General features: G+C 67.7%; 13 protein-coding genes. 5 read left to right on the forward strand and 8 right to left on the reverse strand.

Translation table 11 applies throughout. The annotated features are described in order from the left end of the window. The first annotated feature begins 17 nt into the window (after positions 1 to 17). Positions 18 to 1,151 (forward strand): DNA replication/repair protein RecF, encoded by a 1,134-nt coding sequence (gene recF, locus ACODSC_RS12040; protein WP_488814179.1) that lies wholly within the window; start codon positions 18 to 20, stop codon positions 1,149 to 1,151. A 143-nt stretch (positions 1,152 to 1,294) separates the two neighbouring features. After that, entirely contained in the window at positions 1,295 to 3,721 is a 2,427-nt protein-coding gene (gene gyrB, locus ACODSC_RS12045; RefSeq protein ID WP_488814180.1) for a DNA topoisomerase (ATP-hydrolyzing) subunit B, read from the forward strand. Positions 3,722 to 3,739: 18 nt separating this feature from the next. Here gyrB and ACODSC_RS12050 read toward each other — a convergent pair whose 3' ends face one another. The 6 genes from ACODSC_RS12050 to ACODSC_RS12075 form a co-directional block, all read right to left on the reverse strand. Beyond that, the gene (locus ACODSC_RS12050; protein WP_488814181.1) at positions 3,740 to 4,186 is read right to left on the reverse strand and encodes a hypothetical protein; all 447 of its coding nucleotides are present in this window, start codon (positions 4,184 to 4,186) and stop codon (positions 3,740 to 3,742) included. A gap of 84 nt (positions 4,187 to 4,270) precedes the next feature. Beyond that, entirely contained in the window at positions 4,271 to 4,666 is a 396-nt protein-coding gene (locus ACODSC_RS12055) for a DUF6491 family protein (protein WP_488814182.1), read from the reverse strand. Between the two features lie 26 nt (positions 4,667 to 4,692). Then, positions 4,693 to 6,537 (reverse strand): tRNA (5-methylaminomethyl-2-thiouridine)(34)-methyltransferase MnmC2, encoded by a 1,845-nt coding sequence (mnmC2, locus tag ACODSC_RS12060; RefSeq protein WP_488814183.1) that lies wholly within the window; start codon positions 6,535 to 6,537, stop codon positions 4,693 to 4,695. An 83-nt stretch (positions 6,538 to 6,620) separates the two neighbouring features. Next, a complete protein-coding gene (locus ACODSC_RS12065; RefSeq protein ID WP_488814184.1) occupies positions 6,621 to 6,929 on the reverse strand; it encodes a hypothetical protein in 309 nt (102 codons plus the stop codon). Positions 6,930 to 7,075: 146 nt separating this feature from the next. After that, positions 7,076 to 7,942 carry a flagellar motor stator protein MotA gene (motA, locus tag ACODSC_RS12070; RefSeq protein WP_488814186.1) on the reverse strand — a complete coding sequence of 289 codons (867 nt, stop codon included), beginning with the start codon at positions 7,940 to 7,942 and terminating at the stop codon, positions 7,076 to 7,078. 84 nt (positions 7,943 to 8,026) lie between these two features. Continuing rightward, positions 8,027 to 9,826 (reverse strand): long-chain-acyl-CoA synthetase, encoded by a 1,800-nt coding sequence (locus tag ACODSC_RS12075; RefSeq protein ID WP_488814188.1) that lies wholly within the window; start codon positions 9,824 to 9,826, stop codon positions 8,027 to 8,029. A 328-nt stretch (positions 9,827 to 10,154) separates the two neighbouring features. Here ACODSC_RS12075 and ACODSC_RS12080 point away from each other — a divergent pair, with 328 nt between their 5' ends. After that, positions 10,155 to 10,703, forward strand: a complete 549-nt coding sequence (locus tag ACODSC_RS12080; protein ID WP_488814190.1) for a hypothetical protein — start codon at positions 10,155 to 10,157, stop codon at positions 10,701 to 10,703. A 55-nt stretch (positions 10,704 to 10,758) separates the two neighbouring features. Here the strand turns inward: ACODSC_RS12080 and ACODSC_RS12085 are convergent, their stop codons facing one another. Further along, positions 10,759 to 12,075: a PQQ-dependent sugar dehydrogenase gene (locus tag ACODSC_RS12085; protein WP_488814192.1), complete on the reverse strand. Its 1,317-nt coding sequence runs from the start codon at positions 12,073 to 12,075 to the stop codon at positions 10,759 to 10,761. Between the two features lie 21 nt (positions 12,076 to 12,096). Further along, the gene (locus ACODSC_RS12090; protein WP_488814193.1) at positions 12,097 to 12,648 is read right to left on the reverse strand and encodes a lipocalin family protein; all 552 of its coding nucleotides are present in this window, start codon (positions 12,646 to 12,648) and stop codon (positions 12,097 to 12,099) included. A gap of 141 nt (positions 12,649 to 12,789) precedes the next feature. Here ACODSC_RS12090 and cysD point away from each other — a divergent pair, with 141 nt between their 5' ends. Continuing rightward, positions 12,790 to 13,773 carry a sulfate adenylyltransferase subunit CysD gene (cysD, locus tag ACODSC_RS12095; RefSeq protein WP_488814474.1) on the forward strand — a complete coding sequence of 328 codons (984 nt, stop codon included), beginning with the start codon at positions 12,790 to 12,792 and terminating at the stop codon, positions 13,771 to 13,773. Next, a complete protein-coding gene (gene cysN / locus ACODSC_RS12100; protein ID WP_488814195.1) occupies positions 13,773 to 15,686 on the forward strand; it encodes a sulfate adenylyltransferase subunit CysN in 1,914 nt (637 codons plus the stop codon). The genes cysD and cysN overlap by 1 nt, the downstream gene beginning before the upstream one ends. Positions 15,687 to 15,729: the final 43 nt, after the last annotated feature.

The raw sequence follows: 15,729 nt of genomic DNA on the forward strand, positions 1-15,729 counted from the left end.
CGCGTTAAGGAGGGAGCGTGATCCGCTCCCTCACCCTCACCGATTTCCGCTCCTATTCGAGCGCAAGGCTGGAACTCGCCTCCGGGCCCGTGGTGCTGCATGGGCCGAACGGGGCGGGCAAGACCAATCTTCTGGAGGCGATCAGCCTGCTGACGCCGGGCAAGGGGCTGCGCGGAGCGACCGTCGCCGAAATGGGCCGGCGCGAGCCCGGCGAGGCGGCCGGCCGCGCCTGGGCCGTCATGGTCGAACTGGATGACGAGACGCGTCTGGGCACCGGCGTCCAGACGGCGGGCGCCGCACGGCGCATCGTCCGCATTGACGGCGAGACAGCCCAGCCGGGGCGGTTGCTGGATTATCTGCGCCCCGTCTGGGCCACGCCCGAGCAGGATCGGCTGTTCTCCGACGCCCGGGCCGAGCGGCTGAAGTTCTTCGACCGGCTGGTCTTCGCCGCCGATCCCGATCACGCCGCCAGCGTCTCCGTCTATGAAAAGGCCCTGCGCGAACGCTTGCGGCTGTTGAACGACGCACAGGACGGACGCGAGGCCGATCCCGTCTGGCTGGATGCGCTGGAGCTTCGCCTGGGCGAGGCCGGGGCCCGAGCCGCCATGGCCCGCGTCGCCGCCCTGCACGCCCTCCAGGCCGCCATCGACGCCCGCAGCGACCGCCCCTTCCCCCAGGCCGACCTGGGGCTAGATGGTCCTGCAGAACGGATGGCCGAGACGGGCGCCGAGGAGGACGAGATCGCCGCCGCGATCCGCGAGGGTCTGGTCAAGGCCCGCGCCCGCGATGGCGCCGCCGGACGCTCCCTGTTCGGCCCGCACCGCACCGACCTGACGGCGTTGCACCGTGAGAAGCAGCGGCCCGCCGCCGAGGGGTCGTCGGGCGAGCAGAAGGCCCTGGTCCTGAACCTGATCCTGGCCCAGATCACCCGCCTGTCAGATCAGGCCGTCGCTGGAGCCGCCCGCCCCGTCCTGCTGCTGGACGAAGCACCCGCCCATCTCGACGAACGCCGCCGCGCCGCCCTGTTCGACGAGATCGTAGCCCTCGATCTCCAGGCCTTCATGACCGGCACCGAACGCGACCTGTTCGCGGGTCTTGAAGGCCGCGCCCAGTTCGTCCGCGTCACCGGCGGCGCGCTGGAAAGCGACTAGGTTTTCATGCGGAAATCCTCGCTTTTTCGTCGCAAATTCCTATATGTTGCGGGCTTCGACGCGGTGCGATCCCGTGGTCGATTCGAGCGCCGGGTTTGGCGCTCCATCCCCGTCCCGGTCGGGACTTCAGAGCCAATGACTTCATGACCGATCCGATTGCCGACATGCCCGAATACGGCGCCGATTCCATCAAGGTTCTCAAAGGCCTGGACGCGGTGCGCAAACGTCCCGGCATGTACATCGGCGACACCGACGACGGCTCCGGCCTGCACCACATGGTCTATGAGGTGGTCGATAACGCCATCGACGAGGCCCTGGCCGGCCATGCCGACCTGGTCCAGGTCATCCTGAACGCCGACGGCTCGGTCACCGTGACCGACAACGGCCGCGGCATTCCCACCGGCATCCACGAGGGCGAAGGCGTCTCGGCGGCCGAGGTCATCATGACCCAGTTGCACGCCGGCGGCAAATTCGACCAGAACTCCTACAAGGTCTCGGGCGGCCTTCATGGCGTGGGCGTGTCCGTGGTCAACGCCCTGTCCGACTGGCTGGAGCTGAAGATCTATCGCGACGGCAAGGCGCACCAGATGCGGTTCGAGCGCGGCGACACGGTCAAGTCGCTGGTGATCACCGGCGACGCCCCGATCCGCGAGGACACCGGCAAGCCCCTGAGCGGCACCGAGGTCACCTTCTATCCGTCGGTCACGACCTTCAGCCACATCGACTTCGACCTGAAGACGCTGGAGCATCGCTTACGCGAACTGGCCTTCCTGAACTCGGGCGTGGTCATCAAACTGGCCGACCAGCGCCATGCCGAGCCAGTCGAGATGATCCTGCACTACGAGGGCGGCGTCGAAGCCTTCGTGCGTCACCTCGACAAATCCAAGACGCCGATCCTGAAGGACGTCATCGTCATTCGCGGCAAGAAGGAAGGGATCGAGCTTGATCTCGCCCTGTGGTGGAACGACAGCTACCACGAGACCATGCTGTGCTTCACCAACAACATCCCCCAACGGGATGGAGGCACCCACCTGTCGGCGTTCCGCGCCAGCCTGACGCGCGTCATGGGCGGCTATATCGAGAGCTCGGGCGCCGGCAAGAAGGAGAAGGTCTCCGTCACCGGCGAGGACGCCCGCGAGGGCCTGACCTGCGTCCTGTCGGTCAAGGTGCCGGACCCCAAATTCAGCAGCCAGACCAAGGACAAGCTGGTCTCGTCCGAAGTGCGTCCCGCCGTCGAGGCCCTGTGCTCCGAGGGGCTGGCCCAATGGTTCGAGGAACACCCGGTCGAGGCCAAACAGGTCGTCGCCAAGATCATCGAGGCGGCGTCCGCCCGTGAAGCCGCCCGCAAGGCCCGCGACCTCACCCGTCGCAAATCAGCGCTGGAAATCAGCAGCCTGCCGGGCAAGCTGGCTGATTGCCAGGAACGCGATCCCGCCAAGTCCGAACTGTTCATCGTCGAGGGCGATAGCGCCGGCGGTTCGGCCAAACAGGCGCGCAACCGCGAGAACCAGGCCGTCCTGCCCCTGCGCGGCAAGATCCTGAACGTCGAGCGCGCGCGGTTTGACCGGATGCTGTCGTCTGACCTGATCGGCACCCTGATCCTGGCGCTCGGCACCGGCATCGGCCGCGACGACTTCAACGCAGACAAGCTGCGCTATCACAAGATCATCCTGATGGCGGATGCCGACGTCGACGGCGCCCACATCCGCACCCTGCTGCTGACCTTCTTCTATCGTCAGATGCCCGAGCTGATCACGCGCGGCCACGTCTATATCGCCCAGCCGCCCCTCTATAAGGTCTCCAAGGGCAAGCAGTCGCGCTACCTGAAAGATCAGGCCGAGATGGACTCCTATCTGATCGAGGAAGGCTCGTCCGAGGCCGAGCTGGACCTGTCCACCGGCGAACGTCGCCTGGGTCTGGACCTTCAGGCCCTGGTGCGCGAGGCCAAGGCCTTCAAGGCCGGCGTGGATCGCCTAAGCCAGCGCGCGCCCGCCTTCGCTATCGAACAGGCGGCTCTGGCCGGCCTGTTCGCCGAGAACTCGGACATGGCTCAGACCTCGGCCGCCGCCGCCGTCCGCCTGAACCTCTACGCCGAAGAGGGCGACGGCGACTGGACCGGCGCGCCCGGCGAACAGGGCGCCGTGGTCTTCACCCGCACCCGTCGCGCGGTGCAGGAAACCATCGTGCTGGAAGAAACCTTGGTTCGGTCGCTGGACGCGCGTCGTCTGGCCGAGCGGGCCGCCGCCTTCGACGGCGTCTTCTCCGCCCCGGCTGCGTATCGCCGCAAGGAGAAGTCCACCACCATCCGCGGCCCGCTGGACCTGCTGAATGCGGTGCTGGACGCCGGCAAGAAGGGCCTGGCCATCCAGCGCTACAAGGGTCTGGGCGAGATGAACCCGGAACAGTTGTGGGAGACCACGCTGGATTCCAACGCCCGCACCCTGTTGCAGGTCTCCGTCGAGCACGAGGAAGACGCCAACGACCTGTTCGCTAAACTTATGGGCGACGTGGTCGAGCCGCGCCGCGAATTCATTCAGGAAAACGCCCTGGACGCCGCCGTCGACGTCTGACGGCGAAAGGGACGCGGCCTACTGGCCGCGTCCGCCGGCGATGAAGGCCGCGATGGTCGGGAAGGCAGCGCCCTGGGGCCGCATGTCGTCGCAGGCGAACGACTTGATGGACCCGTAGACGCCTCCGCTGGACGTGGCCTCCCACGGCGTGTCCTCGGAATACCGGTCGGTCTCCGCGCCGTCCGCCCCATAGGTCACCGTCGCGCCCGACCGCGACTGGCCGTCAGCGCACCGCACCATCACCTCCTCGGTCTCGTGGCTGAGATCGGTCGCGTCGCCCTGAGCCGGCACTCGCGCTAGCCGGGTCGTCACCACGCCATCGACCGACGCCAAGGCCTCCACGTCGACGAGATAGACGAGGGCGTCGCTTCGCGAGAACGCCGTCCACGCCTCGGCTGACGCCGGCGAGGCCAGCGCGAACCCCGCCGCCGCCATGGCCGCGATACCGAATGTTCTGATCATCATCTTCCCTCCCCAGGCAAGACGATCATTTCATACCCGAACGTGGAAAAGTTCAACCGCGCTCTGACGACCCTCGCGGGCCGGATTTCAAGGTCGATCGCGAGACGGCAGGGCGGCGAGTTCCTCGGCGGACAGTTTCTTCACAACGCGGACCCGGCACGGCTCCACGCCGCCTATCCGCAGGCGGGCCTGGTCGTTGACGCAAAGCGAACTCGAACCAGCCGTCGGCTCCAGAACGATGGACAAAGCGCTGGTCATGTCGCGGCAGAAGGCGGCGTCGATCTGAAACACGTCGTCATTCGACGTGCGGACATACAGGGTCTGGTCGCTGGACGTCCTGAAGTTACGCACCAGGCTGGGCCGAAAACATGGGCGAGCGCCCGCGTCGGCGGCGAGCCCGGCGGCGCCCGCAACGGGGCCGGCGGACGGGGCGCACCCCGCCAGGGCGGCGACGGCGGCTGAGAACACGATGAAGCGACGCATGTCTGGCTCCTGAACAAGCCCCCGTCTCAACCGTCGCTTCCGCCGGCCTGATTCACAAGCGAATTGTCGATGACGGCCGCACGGCGCGGCGACACGCGCGCCGCCAGGTCGCGCGGCAGGGGCGACGGGCGGTCGAGGACCAGGGCGGCGACATGCTCGCCCAGCAGAGGCGCGACGCAGAAGCCCCTCGATCCCAGCCCCCCCAAAATGAACAGGCGGCCGTCCGGCGTCGATCCCAACGCCCCGGCCAGCGGCAGACGGTCGGGCGTGGTGGCGCGGATGGCGGCGCGACTGTGCGGCGCCCCCATCGCCTCCAGACGCGCGGCCAGGGCCGGCAGGCGCGCGCGCAGGGTCGCCAGGTTCCGGCCGCTGTCTTCGCTGCGGGCGAGGGTTTCGACGTCGCCGCGATCATGGGTCGCGCCATACAGGACCCCTTGGCCCGTCGGCGCCGTATAGCCGCCCCAGGCCAGGGCGAAAGTCGTGACGTCGCCGTCCACCCAGTCCGCCTGTCCCCGGACCGGCGCGAGGCGTGGCGGCTGGGCCAGGCCGCCGAACAGTCCGTCCGCCCCCGAGCCGGCGGCGATCACCACCGCATCGACCTCGGCCAGCGCCGCGTCTGCGGCGTCCAGCAGACGCCAATGTCCCTCGGCGCGGACCAATCTCGTCACCCGCTCGAACCGCATCTCGGCCCCCGCCAGCCAGTCGGCCAGCACGGCCTGGGGCCGCACCGCGCAGGCCCCCTTCATCAGCAACGCCCCTTCCGTGACTGGCTCGCCGGCCAGGGCGGTCGCCGCCGGGGCGTCGAGCACGGTCATGGCGCCGTCGGCCCAGATCGGCTGGCGTTCGATCTTGCCGAACCGGGCGATGTCGCGCTCCGTCTGCGGGGCCTGCAGCACGCCCTCGCCGGTCATGGCCCCCGGAATGCGGCGATACAGGTGGACAGCCCGTTCCAGCGCCTGGGCGTGCAGGGCGGCGATGCCGGTGTCGCCGGCGTCCAGTCGGGGCGTGACCAGGGCGGCGGGAAAGCCCGAGGCGCCCGCGCCGGGTCGGTCGCCGTCGAACACCAGCGGCCGCGCTCCCTGGGCGTGCAGCGCGCGCGCTACGGCCGCCCCCGCCACCCCGGCGCCGATCACGGCGACGGTCGGCGCACGCCTCGGCGGTTCGTTCGTCGGCAGCCGCGCCTCCAGGCGTTCGCGCTTGCGGCCGTGCCCGGGGCGTTTTTCGACGACGAAGCCCTGTTCGGCCAGGCCGCGCCGCACGGCGCCCGCGACGGTGAAGGTGGCCAGGCGCGCGCCCGGCGCCGACCGGGCGGCGATCAGGGCCATCACCTCGGGGGACCACATGCCGGGGTTCAAGGCCGGTGAAAATCCGTCCAGAAACCAGGCGTCCGCCGCGCCCGACCATTGCTCCAGCGCCCAGGCCGCATCCCCGATCGCAAGGTCCAGCACGGTGTCGAAGGCGGGCAGGTCCACCCGGTGAAAGCCCGGCGTTCGAGACGGCCAGGCGTCGATCAAGGCCTGCGCCGCCTCCGACAGTTCCGGCCAGTTGGCCAGGGCCCGCCCCGCCTCATCCGCCGTCAGCGGAAAGCCCTCGATGGAAAAGATGTGCAGCCGCGCGCCTTCCGGCCGGGTCCGCCGCCACAGGTCCAGCAAGGCGGCGATGTTCAACCCCGTGCCGAACCCCAGCTCCGCCACCGTGAAAGCGGGCCGGTTCGCCCAGGCCTCGGGCAGGCCGCATCCGTCAAGGAACACCGCGCGTGTTTCCGCCAGTCCGTCGTCGCGCGAGAAATAGACGTCGCCGAACCGGCCCGAGCGCGGCTCGCCCTCATCGGTCCAGGTCAGTTGCGGCGAGGCGGCGTGGTCGGGGTTCATGGCCCGGCTCTAGCACCTTCGTCGCACAGACGAAAAAGGCCGCGTCGGTCGAGGCGGCCTGATCGATGGCTGGCGGCCGATCCCTAGTGGGCGGCGGGCGCGTGCGGCGGTTCGGCCGGGGCGGCGGGGGACGGCGCGGCGGCGGAGGCGTCCGCGCCCTGCATCGTCGTTGCAGCCGGGGCTGCGGCGGCGGTGTCGTTTTCGATGGCCTGGTTGGCGGCGGCTTCGGCGTCACGAGCGGCCTGATCGACCGTCAAGGCCGCTTCCTCGGCGGTGCCGGCGGCCTCGACCGCATCGGTGGCGGGGGCTTCGGCCTTTTCTTCAGGCGCCTTGCTGCAGGCGGCCATGACCAGGACCGCAGCCGATGCGGCGACGAGGGCTTTGATACGCATGAGGACTTCTCCGAAGGCTTGCGCGAGGCTGCGCGCCTCGCGCCGAAACGATAGGACCGCCTGACGCGCCAGGGCAAGTTACGATCCGGCAAGGCGCGATCAGGGCGGCGTCACGCCGCAGCAGCCTGGCATGCCTCTTGGCGGAATCAGTCGGCGGTGATGTTGTTCAGCGCCTCTTCCATCTCGCCGAACGAAGGCTGGGCGGACGAGGGGATGTCGCCACGCCCGATCTCGACCGAGATCTGGGCGGCGTTGCCGTGCAGGTGGGCCACCAGCACCGACTGGATGATCTTGTAGTAGGCCGCTTCCTCATTGATGATCGCGGTCAGGCGAGAGGCGAACGGGCCGACCAGGCCATAGGCCAGGAACACGCCCATGAAGGTGCCGACCAGGGCGCCGCCGATCATGCCGCCCAGGACCTCCGGCGGTTCGGTGATCGACCCCATGGTCTTGATGACGCCCAGCACGGCGGCGACGATGCCCAGGGCGGGCAGGCCGTCGGCCAGGTTCTGAAGCGCATGGGCGTTTTCCAGATGCTCGTGGTGGTGTTTTTCGAGCTGCTTTTCCATCGCATCCTCGACCTGGTGCGGATCTTCCAGGTTCATGGTCATCATCCGCAGGGTGTCGCAGATGAAGTCGACGGCGAAATGGTCCTTCAGCACCTTGGGGTACTTCTGGAAGATGGCCGATTCCTTGGGCTTTTCGATATGGCTTTCCAGGGCGACCACGCCCTTGGACTTCATCGTCTTGGTCAGTTGGAACAGCAGGGACAACAGGTCCTTGTAGTCCTGCTTCTTCCATTTCGGCCCGGCGAAGGTCTTGCCCAGACCCGCCAAGGAGCCCTTGATGACCGGCAGGGAGTTGGAAATCAGATAGGCCGCGATGCCGGCGCCGCCGATCGCCATCAGCTCGTGGGGCGCGGCGTGCAGGATCACTTCGAACTTGCCGCCAGAGATGGCGTAGCTGCCGAAGACGAGGCCGAACAGCAGCACGATGCCGATGATCTGGAACATGAAAGCGAACGATCCTGACGCGAGAGATCGGGATCATCGCCGTTAATCATTAAGACGGCGTTTCGCGAACGCCGTCTCCTGACCTCAGATGCGACCTTCGCCGTTCAGGATCGCGGTGCGCGCCGCCGCCGTCAGCTTCTGATACCCGGCCTTGCCGCCGCGCACGTAAAGCGCCGTCCCGGTCTTTTCAGGATCGAATCCGTCTGCGACCAGATCGGCCTTCCTGTATTTGAACGTGCCGGTCGTTTCCGCCGATTTGATCAATCGCAGGAAAACGGGCTGGGCATAGGCCGGCAGCTTGGCCTCGACATGGTCGGAGAAGGCCTGGGCGTCGAACTTGCCCTCGACCACCAGCGCCGCCATCCCCGCCTTGCCGTCCTGGGCCGGCACGGGCACGCCATAGACGATGGCCTCGGCGACGCCGGGCGCATCCATAAGCACCTGTTCGACCTCGGAGGTCGAGACGTTCTCGCCCTTCCAGCGGAAGGTGTCGCCCATCCGGTCCACGAAGTAGAAATAGCCCTCGGCGTCCTGTTTCATCAGGTCGCCGGTGCGGAACCAGCGGTCGCCCTTCTTGAACACGTCGGTCAGGATCTTCTTCTGCGAGGCGGCCTTGTCGGCATAGCCCGAGAAGTCGTGGCGGATGTCGTTGCCGATCAGGCCGATGGCCTCGCCCACCTCGCCGATACGGGCCAGACGGCACAGACCTTCGGGTCCGCGGACGGGCTGTTCCGTGTCGACGTCGAACTGCACCAGCCGGATGTTGATCTGCTTCTTCAGATAGCTGGGCACCCGGCCGATGGCGCCTTGTTTGCCGTCGAAGTTGAACAGCGAGACATTGCCCTCGGTCGAGCCGTAGAATTCCAGGATCTCGGGGATGCGGAACCGGCTCTGGAAATCGGGCCAGACATCGGCCCGCAGGCCGTTGCCGAACGCCAGCCGCAGCTTGTGCTTGGTCTGGTCCTCGTGCGGCGGACAGTTGACCAGATAGCGGCACAGCTCGCCGATATAGACGAACATCGTCGCCCCCGACGACCGCACGTCGGGCCAGAAGGTGGTGGCCGAAAACTTCTTGCGGATCACCAGCCGCGCGCCGTTCAGCAGCGCCGCCCCCACTCCGACCAGGCCGCCGGTCGAGTGATACAGCGGCAGGACGTTGAAGATCCGGTCCTCGGGCGTCGACCGCGTCGCCCCGGCGAAGGCGCGCATATAGGTGCGGGCGCGCGAATGCGGGATGCGCGCCGCCTTGGGCAGGCCCGTCGTGCCGGAGGTGTAGATATAGAGCGCCGTGTCGCGGTTGGTCAGACCTCCGCGCGCGGCCTTGGACGGCCGCACCGACGACCCGCCGCGCACCGGCTTGTCCAGGCCGCGACGATCGCTGGTCTCCAGATCGTCGGGCAGGCCCAGCACCCAGAGCGCCAGATTGTGATCGACCAGAGGCCGCGCCTCCTCGATCTGACGCCAGCAGTCCTCGTCAGCGACGACGTTGAAGGCGTTCGAGATGGCCAGGCAGTGCGCCAGCCCCTGCCCGCCCAGATTGGTGTTGATAAGGGCCGTGGCGATGCCGACCTTGGAAAAGCCGATCCAGGCCGCCAGATATTCGATCCGGTTCGTCATCATCAGGGCGATGGTGTCGCTGCGGCGCAGGCCCCGGTTCTTGGCCCAGTGGCCGAACCGGTTGGCCATGGCGTCCAGGTCGCGATAGGTCAGGGTGCGCTGGCCGTCGTCGATGGCGATGTTGTCGGGGAACTTGTCCACGGCCTCTTCGAAGTCGTCGCAAAGAAGGACGTCGCTGTCCAGCTGGATCGGCTTGATGCGTTTGAGCAGGCGGAACAGGCCGCGAGCGAAACGCACGTCCCGGCGGATATTCGCTACAAAACCCATGCGCGCCGTCACTCCGGTCAATGCGTGTTCCACCCTGTCCGGTGATGGACGAAGGCGGGCCGTCGGGTCAACCACGCGGTCGCGCTCCGGGCGCGTCCCTTGCGGATTGGCGTGGGCCGTGACCCATTTGTTCTGTTGACGCGGGGGAAATCCAGAGGCGGCCCGTTCTTTTTATCGCCGCATTACGCCGCATCCACGCTGAAAAAGGCGCGGTCTTCGCCGCATTGCGGGCGGGAAAGGTGTTTCTTCGGGGCTTTTGCGGCGGGGGCGGAACGGCGGCGCTGCGGGGCGGTTGGTTGATCAACGTTATGGAGGACAGATCATGTCGATGACCTACGCTGACACCGAGACCCAAGCCCGCACGGGCGACGTCGCCTTCGTGCCCCGCTACGCCCGCGCCACCAAGGCCCGCAAGCCGGTGAAGACCTGGATGATCCTGGCCCCGATCGGAGCCGTGGTCGTGCTGGGCGGTGCGGCGGCCCTGATGATGGGCGGCGGCGAACAGGCCGCTCCGGCCCAGACGGCCGCACCGGTCGCCCCGGCGATGCAGCCCGCCCCGTCGGCCATGACCGCCGTCGAGACGCCGGTCGCCGCCCCGGCGCCCGTCGAGGCGACTTCGACTGCACCGGCGCAATCGACTCCGGCCCCTGTGGCCCGTCGCGCCGAACCTGCGCCCCGCCGTGCGGAGCCCGCGGTTGAACGCCCGGCCGCCCGCGTCGAAACCCCGGCCGCGCCGACCGGACCCCAGCCCTACGCGGCCCCCGCCGCTTCCAGCACTAGCCAGCTGAACACGGCGCCGGCGACGACCCCGGCCCCGGTCATGACGACACCCGCTCAACCGACCGCGCCGACGATCTCGGTTCAACCGCTGAACTAACCGATCGCCAGAACGAGAAAGCCCCGGCCTTGGCCGGGGCTTTTTGTCTTCCGGATTAATCCGCCGTCGTCACCCGCCAGATCACGTCGCCCACGTCATCGGCGACCAGCAAACCGCCCGACCCGTCGATCAGAACCCCGACAGGTCGGCCCTGGGCACGACCTTCGGCGTCCAGGAATCCCGTCAGCACATCCTGCGGCGGACCGGCTGGCCAGCCCCCGGCGAAGGGCACGAAGATGACCTTGTAGCCGCTGCGGACGCTGCGGTTCCATGATCCATGCTGGCCGATGAAGGCGCCGTTGCGCCAAGCCGAGGGCAGCAGGGCCGCCCCGTCGCTGAACGTCAATCCCAGCGAGGCGGTATGGGCGCCCAGGGCGTAATCCGGCCGGATCGCGCGTGCGACCATGGCGGGGTTGGCCGGCGGACGGGTATCGACGTGCTGACCGTAATAGCTCCACGGCCATCCATAGAAGGCGTTTGGCGTCACCGACGTCATATAGTCGGGCACGAGGTCGTCGCCGATCTCGTCGCGCTCGTTGACCGCGACCCACAGCCGGCCGCTCTCGGGATTCCAGGCCAGACCCACAGGATTGCGCAGGCCCGAGGCGTAGATGCGCCTCGTCCCCGTCGCGGGATCGATCTCGAGGATCGCCGCGCGATCAACCTCTTCATCCAGTCCGTATTCGCCGACGTTGGAGTTGGACCCGACCCCGACATAGAGCCGGGCGCCGTCCGCGCTGGCGACCAGGCTCTTGGTCCAGTGGTGATTGCGGCCGGCCGGCAGGTCCGCGACCTTCGTCGCCGCCGCCGTGATCCGCGTCTGTCCCGTCTGATAGGGGAAGGCCACCACCGCATCGGCGTTGGCCACATAGAGCCGATCCCCGACCAGGGCCATGCCGAACGGCGAATGCAGGCCGGTCAGGAAGTCCGCCCGGGTCTCGGCGACGCCGTCCCCGTCAGCGTCGCGCAGCAGGACGATCTTGTCGGGGCTGGGCACGCCCGCTCCGGCCTTGGCCATCACCTTGCCCATCACCCATTCGCGCAGGCCGCCCTTCTTGTCTTGCGGCGGCGGCGGCGCATTGGACTCGGCGACCAGAACGTCGCCGTTGGGCAGGCGGTAGAGCCAGCGCGGATGATCGAGACCGCCGGCGTAGGCCTGGACCCGCAGGCCCGGCGCCGCAATGGGCGTCGCCCCTTGAGGCCATCCCACGGCTGGGGCGATCTTCACCAAGGGAATCAAAGCGCCGTGAGGCGGCGGCAGTTCAGGATTTGCGCCGAAGCCGGCCTCGGACGGCAGTGCGGTCTGCCCGGCGCAGGCCGCCAGCCCCAACGTCCCGATCAGCACCGCCGAAAGGAAAAAGGATTGCGACATCGGCGACATGATCTCAGAACCTCAGCGCGCGGGTTGAGCGGGGAACTCCAGCCGGCTGACATCATACCCCAGGGCGCGCGCCCGTTCTGTCAGGTCCCGCACCTGCGCCTGATCGGGCAGGTCGCGCGTGTAGATGAACAGGCGCTCGAACGTTGGGTCCGCCGAGATGAACCAGCTGTAGTCTTCCGCCCGGTCCAGAACCCAGTAATCCCAGGTCACGAAGCCCGCCAGATACTTGACCCTCAGCTTGGCATTGGTTCCAGGATCGAGGATTTCTCCGCGTCCGCCGATGGCCTTTTCCTTGCCCTGCGGCGTGCCGACCTGACAGGTGTCGCGCACGTCGACGCGTGTACCCTCGACCGGCGTATAGATGGACGCCCCCGCCACGCAGCCGTCCGTCAACCGATCCGGCAGACGCGCAATCTCGTGCCAGCGCCCGGACCACAGGCGCTGGACATCCACCGGTTTCGCCGGCTGTGGCGCGCGATATTCGGACGGGGACGGGGCCGTCACGCAGGCCGACAGGGCGGCGGCGGCGGCGACCGAGGCGGCGAGGGATTTCATGATGGACATGAGCGTTTCCGTTTGAAGACCTAAGCCGCGCTCGGCGACCCTGGTTCCTTTACGTCCCAGCGCCCGGTTCGGACGCGGGGGTGCGACACGGGGGAAATCTCTCAGGCCGTGGCAGTATCCATCGCTTGTCTTACGTCGCACATTGGCGTTGTCACGTCGGGGTTCGACGGAGACCCGCTGGTGGACACTGCCATTCTGACCGAAAGCCGAAACGCCCTGCCCGCCCATCGCCTGACCCATCTTCAGCGCCTGGAGGCAGAGAGCATCCACATCATGCGCGAGGTGGCGGCCGAGGCCGAGCGACCCGTCATGCTGTATTCGATCGGCAAGGATTCGGCCGTGATGCTGCACCTGGCGAAGAAGGCCTTCTACCCATCCAAGCCGCCCTTCCCCCTGTTGCATGTCGATACGACGTGGAAGTTCCGCGCCATGTACGAGATGCGCGAACAGGCCGCCGCCGATCTGGGCGTCGAACTGCTGGTCCACCAGAACCCTGACGCCGTCGCGCGCGGCATCAATCCCTTCGACCACGGCTCGGCCCTGCACACCGACCTGTGGAAGACCGAGGGGCTGAAACAGGCCCTGTCGCACTATGGCTTCGACGCGGCATTCGGCGGCGCTCGCCGTGACGAGGAAAAGTCCCGCGCCAAGGAGCGCATCTTCTCCTTCCGCACGGCCGAGCAGCGCTGGGATCCCAAGAACCAGCGCCCTGAACTCTGGCGGCTCTACAACACGCGTAAGCGTCCGGGCGAGAGCATCCGCGTCTTCCCCATCTCCAACTGGACCGAGTTGGACGTCTGGCAATACATTCACCTTGAGCAGATCCCCATCGTGCCCCTGTATCTGGCCGCTGAACGGCCGGTGGTCGAGCGCGACGGCGCCCTGATCATGGTCGATGACGACCGCTTCCGGCTGCGCCCCGGCGAGACGCCCCAGATGAAGTCGGTCCGGTTCCGCACCCTGGGCTGCTACCCCCTGACCGGGGCGGTCGAGAGCACGGCCGCGACCCTGCCCGAGGTCATTCAGGAAATGCTGCTGACCACCACGTCGGAGCGTCAGGGCCGGATGATCGACCACGACCAGTCCGCCTCGATGGAGAAGAAGAAGCAGGAGGGCTATTTCTGATGGCTCACCAATCCGACCTCATCGCCCGCGACATCGACGCCTATCTGGACGCTCACCAGCACAAGAGCCTGCTGCGCTTCATCACCTGCGGCAGCGTGGACGACGGCAAGTCCACCCTGATCGGCCGGCTGCTCTACGACTCCAAGATGATCTTCGAGGATCAGATGGCGGCGCTGGAGGCCGACAGCCGCCGCGTCGGCACGCAAGGGGGCGACATCGACTTCGCTCTGCTGGTCGATGGTCTCGCCGCCGAGCGCGAACAGGGCATCACCATCGACGTGGCCTATCGCTTCTTCTCGACCGAAAAGCGCAAATTCATCGTCGCCGACACGCCCGGCCACGAACAATACACCCGCAACATGGTCACCGGCGCCTCGACTGCGGACGCCGCCGTCATCCTGATCGACGCCCGTCGCGGCGTCCTGACCCAGACGCGGCGTCACGCCTATCTGGTCAGCCTGCTGGGCATTCGCCACGTCATCCTGGCGGTCAACAAGATGGACCTGATGGGCTGGTCCCAGGATGTGTTCGACGCCATCGTCGCCGACTTCTCGGTCTTCGCCGGCCAGATCGGGCTTAAGACCTTCGACGCCATTCCGATGTCCGCCCTGCGCGGCGACAACATCACTGAGGCCAGCGCCCATTCGCCCTGGTACGCCGGCCCGCCGCTGATGAGCCTGCTGGAGACGCTGGAGGTCGGGGACGACCTGCAGGCCGATCCGTTCCGCCTGCCGGTGCAGTGGGTCAACCGGCCCAACCTCGACTTCCGCGGTTTCTCCGGCCAGATCGCCGCCGGGACCGTGCGCCGCGGCGATCAAGTCCGCGTCCTGCCGTCGGGCAAGACCTCGACCGTCGCCCGCATCGTCACCGCCGACGGCGACCTGGATCAAGCCGTCGCCGGCCAGTCGATCACCCTGACCCTGGCCGACGAGATCGATGTCTCGCGCGGCGACGTCCTGGCCTCAGCCGACGCCCCGCCCGAGGCCGCCGACCAGTTCGAGGCCACCGTGGTCTGGATGGACGACGAACCCCTGCTGCCGGGCCGCCCCTATCTGCTCAAGATCGGCGCCAAACTCGTCGGGGCGACCATCACCGAGCCCAAGCACAAGGTGAACGTCAACACCCTGGAGCAGCAGCCGGCCAAGCGGCTGGAGCTGAACGAAATCGGCGTCTGCAACCTCTCGCTGGACGCCCCGGTCGCCTTCGCCCCCTATGTCGAGAACAAGGATCTGGGCGGCTTCATCCTGATCGACCGGATCTCGAACCGCACGGTCGGGGCGGGCCTGCTGAACTTCGCCCTGCGCCGCGCCCACAACATCCACTGGCAGGTGCTATCGGTGGACAAGGATGCGCGCGCCACGATCAAGAACCAGAGGGGCCGCGTCGTCTGGCTGACCGGCCTGTCCGGCGCGGGCAAATCCACCATCGCCGATCTGGTCGAAAAACGTCTCTACGCCGACGGCCGCCACACCTATCTGCTGGACGGCGACAATGTCCGCCACGGCCTGAACCGCGATCTGGGCTTCACCGAGGAGGACCGGGTCGAGAACATCCGCCGTGTCGCCGAGGTGTCGAAACTGATGGTGGACGCCGGCCTGATCGTTCTGGTCAGCTTCATCTCCCCCTTCCGCGCCGAGCGCCGCCTGGCCCGCGACCTGCTGGGACCCGGCGAGTTCGTCGAAGTCCACGTCGACACCCCCCTGGCCGTCGCCGAACAACGCGACGTCAAAGGCCTCTACAAAAAGGCCCGCGCCGGCGAACTGAAGAATTTCACCGGCATCGACAGCCCCTACGAAGCGCCCGAAGCCCCGGAAATCGTCGTGGACACCACCACCATGTCTCCCGAGGACGCGGCGGAACGCATCGTCGCCTGGCTGGACGGCCGGTTCTCGACCGAGGATTTCAGCATCTGACCCCTCGACGTTCGGCCGGTTCGGGCGCGAGGGTGGAACCTTG

It is taken from the genome of Brevundimonas sp. FG128 (genome assembly GCF_057809775.1).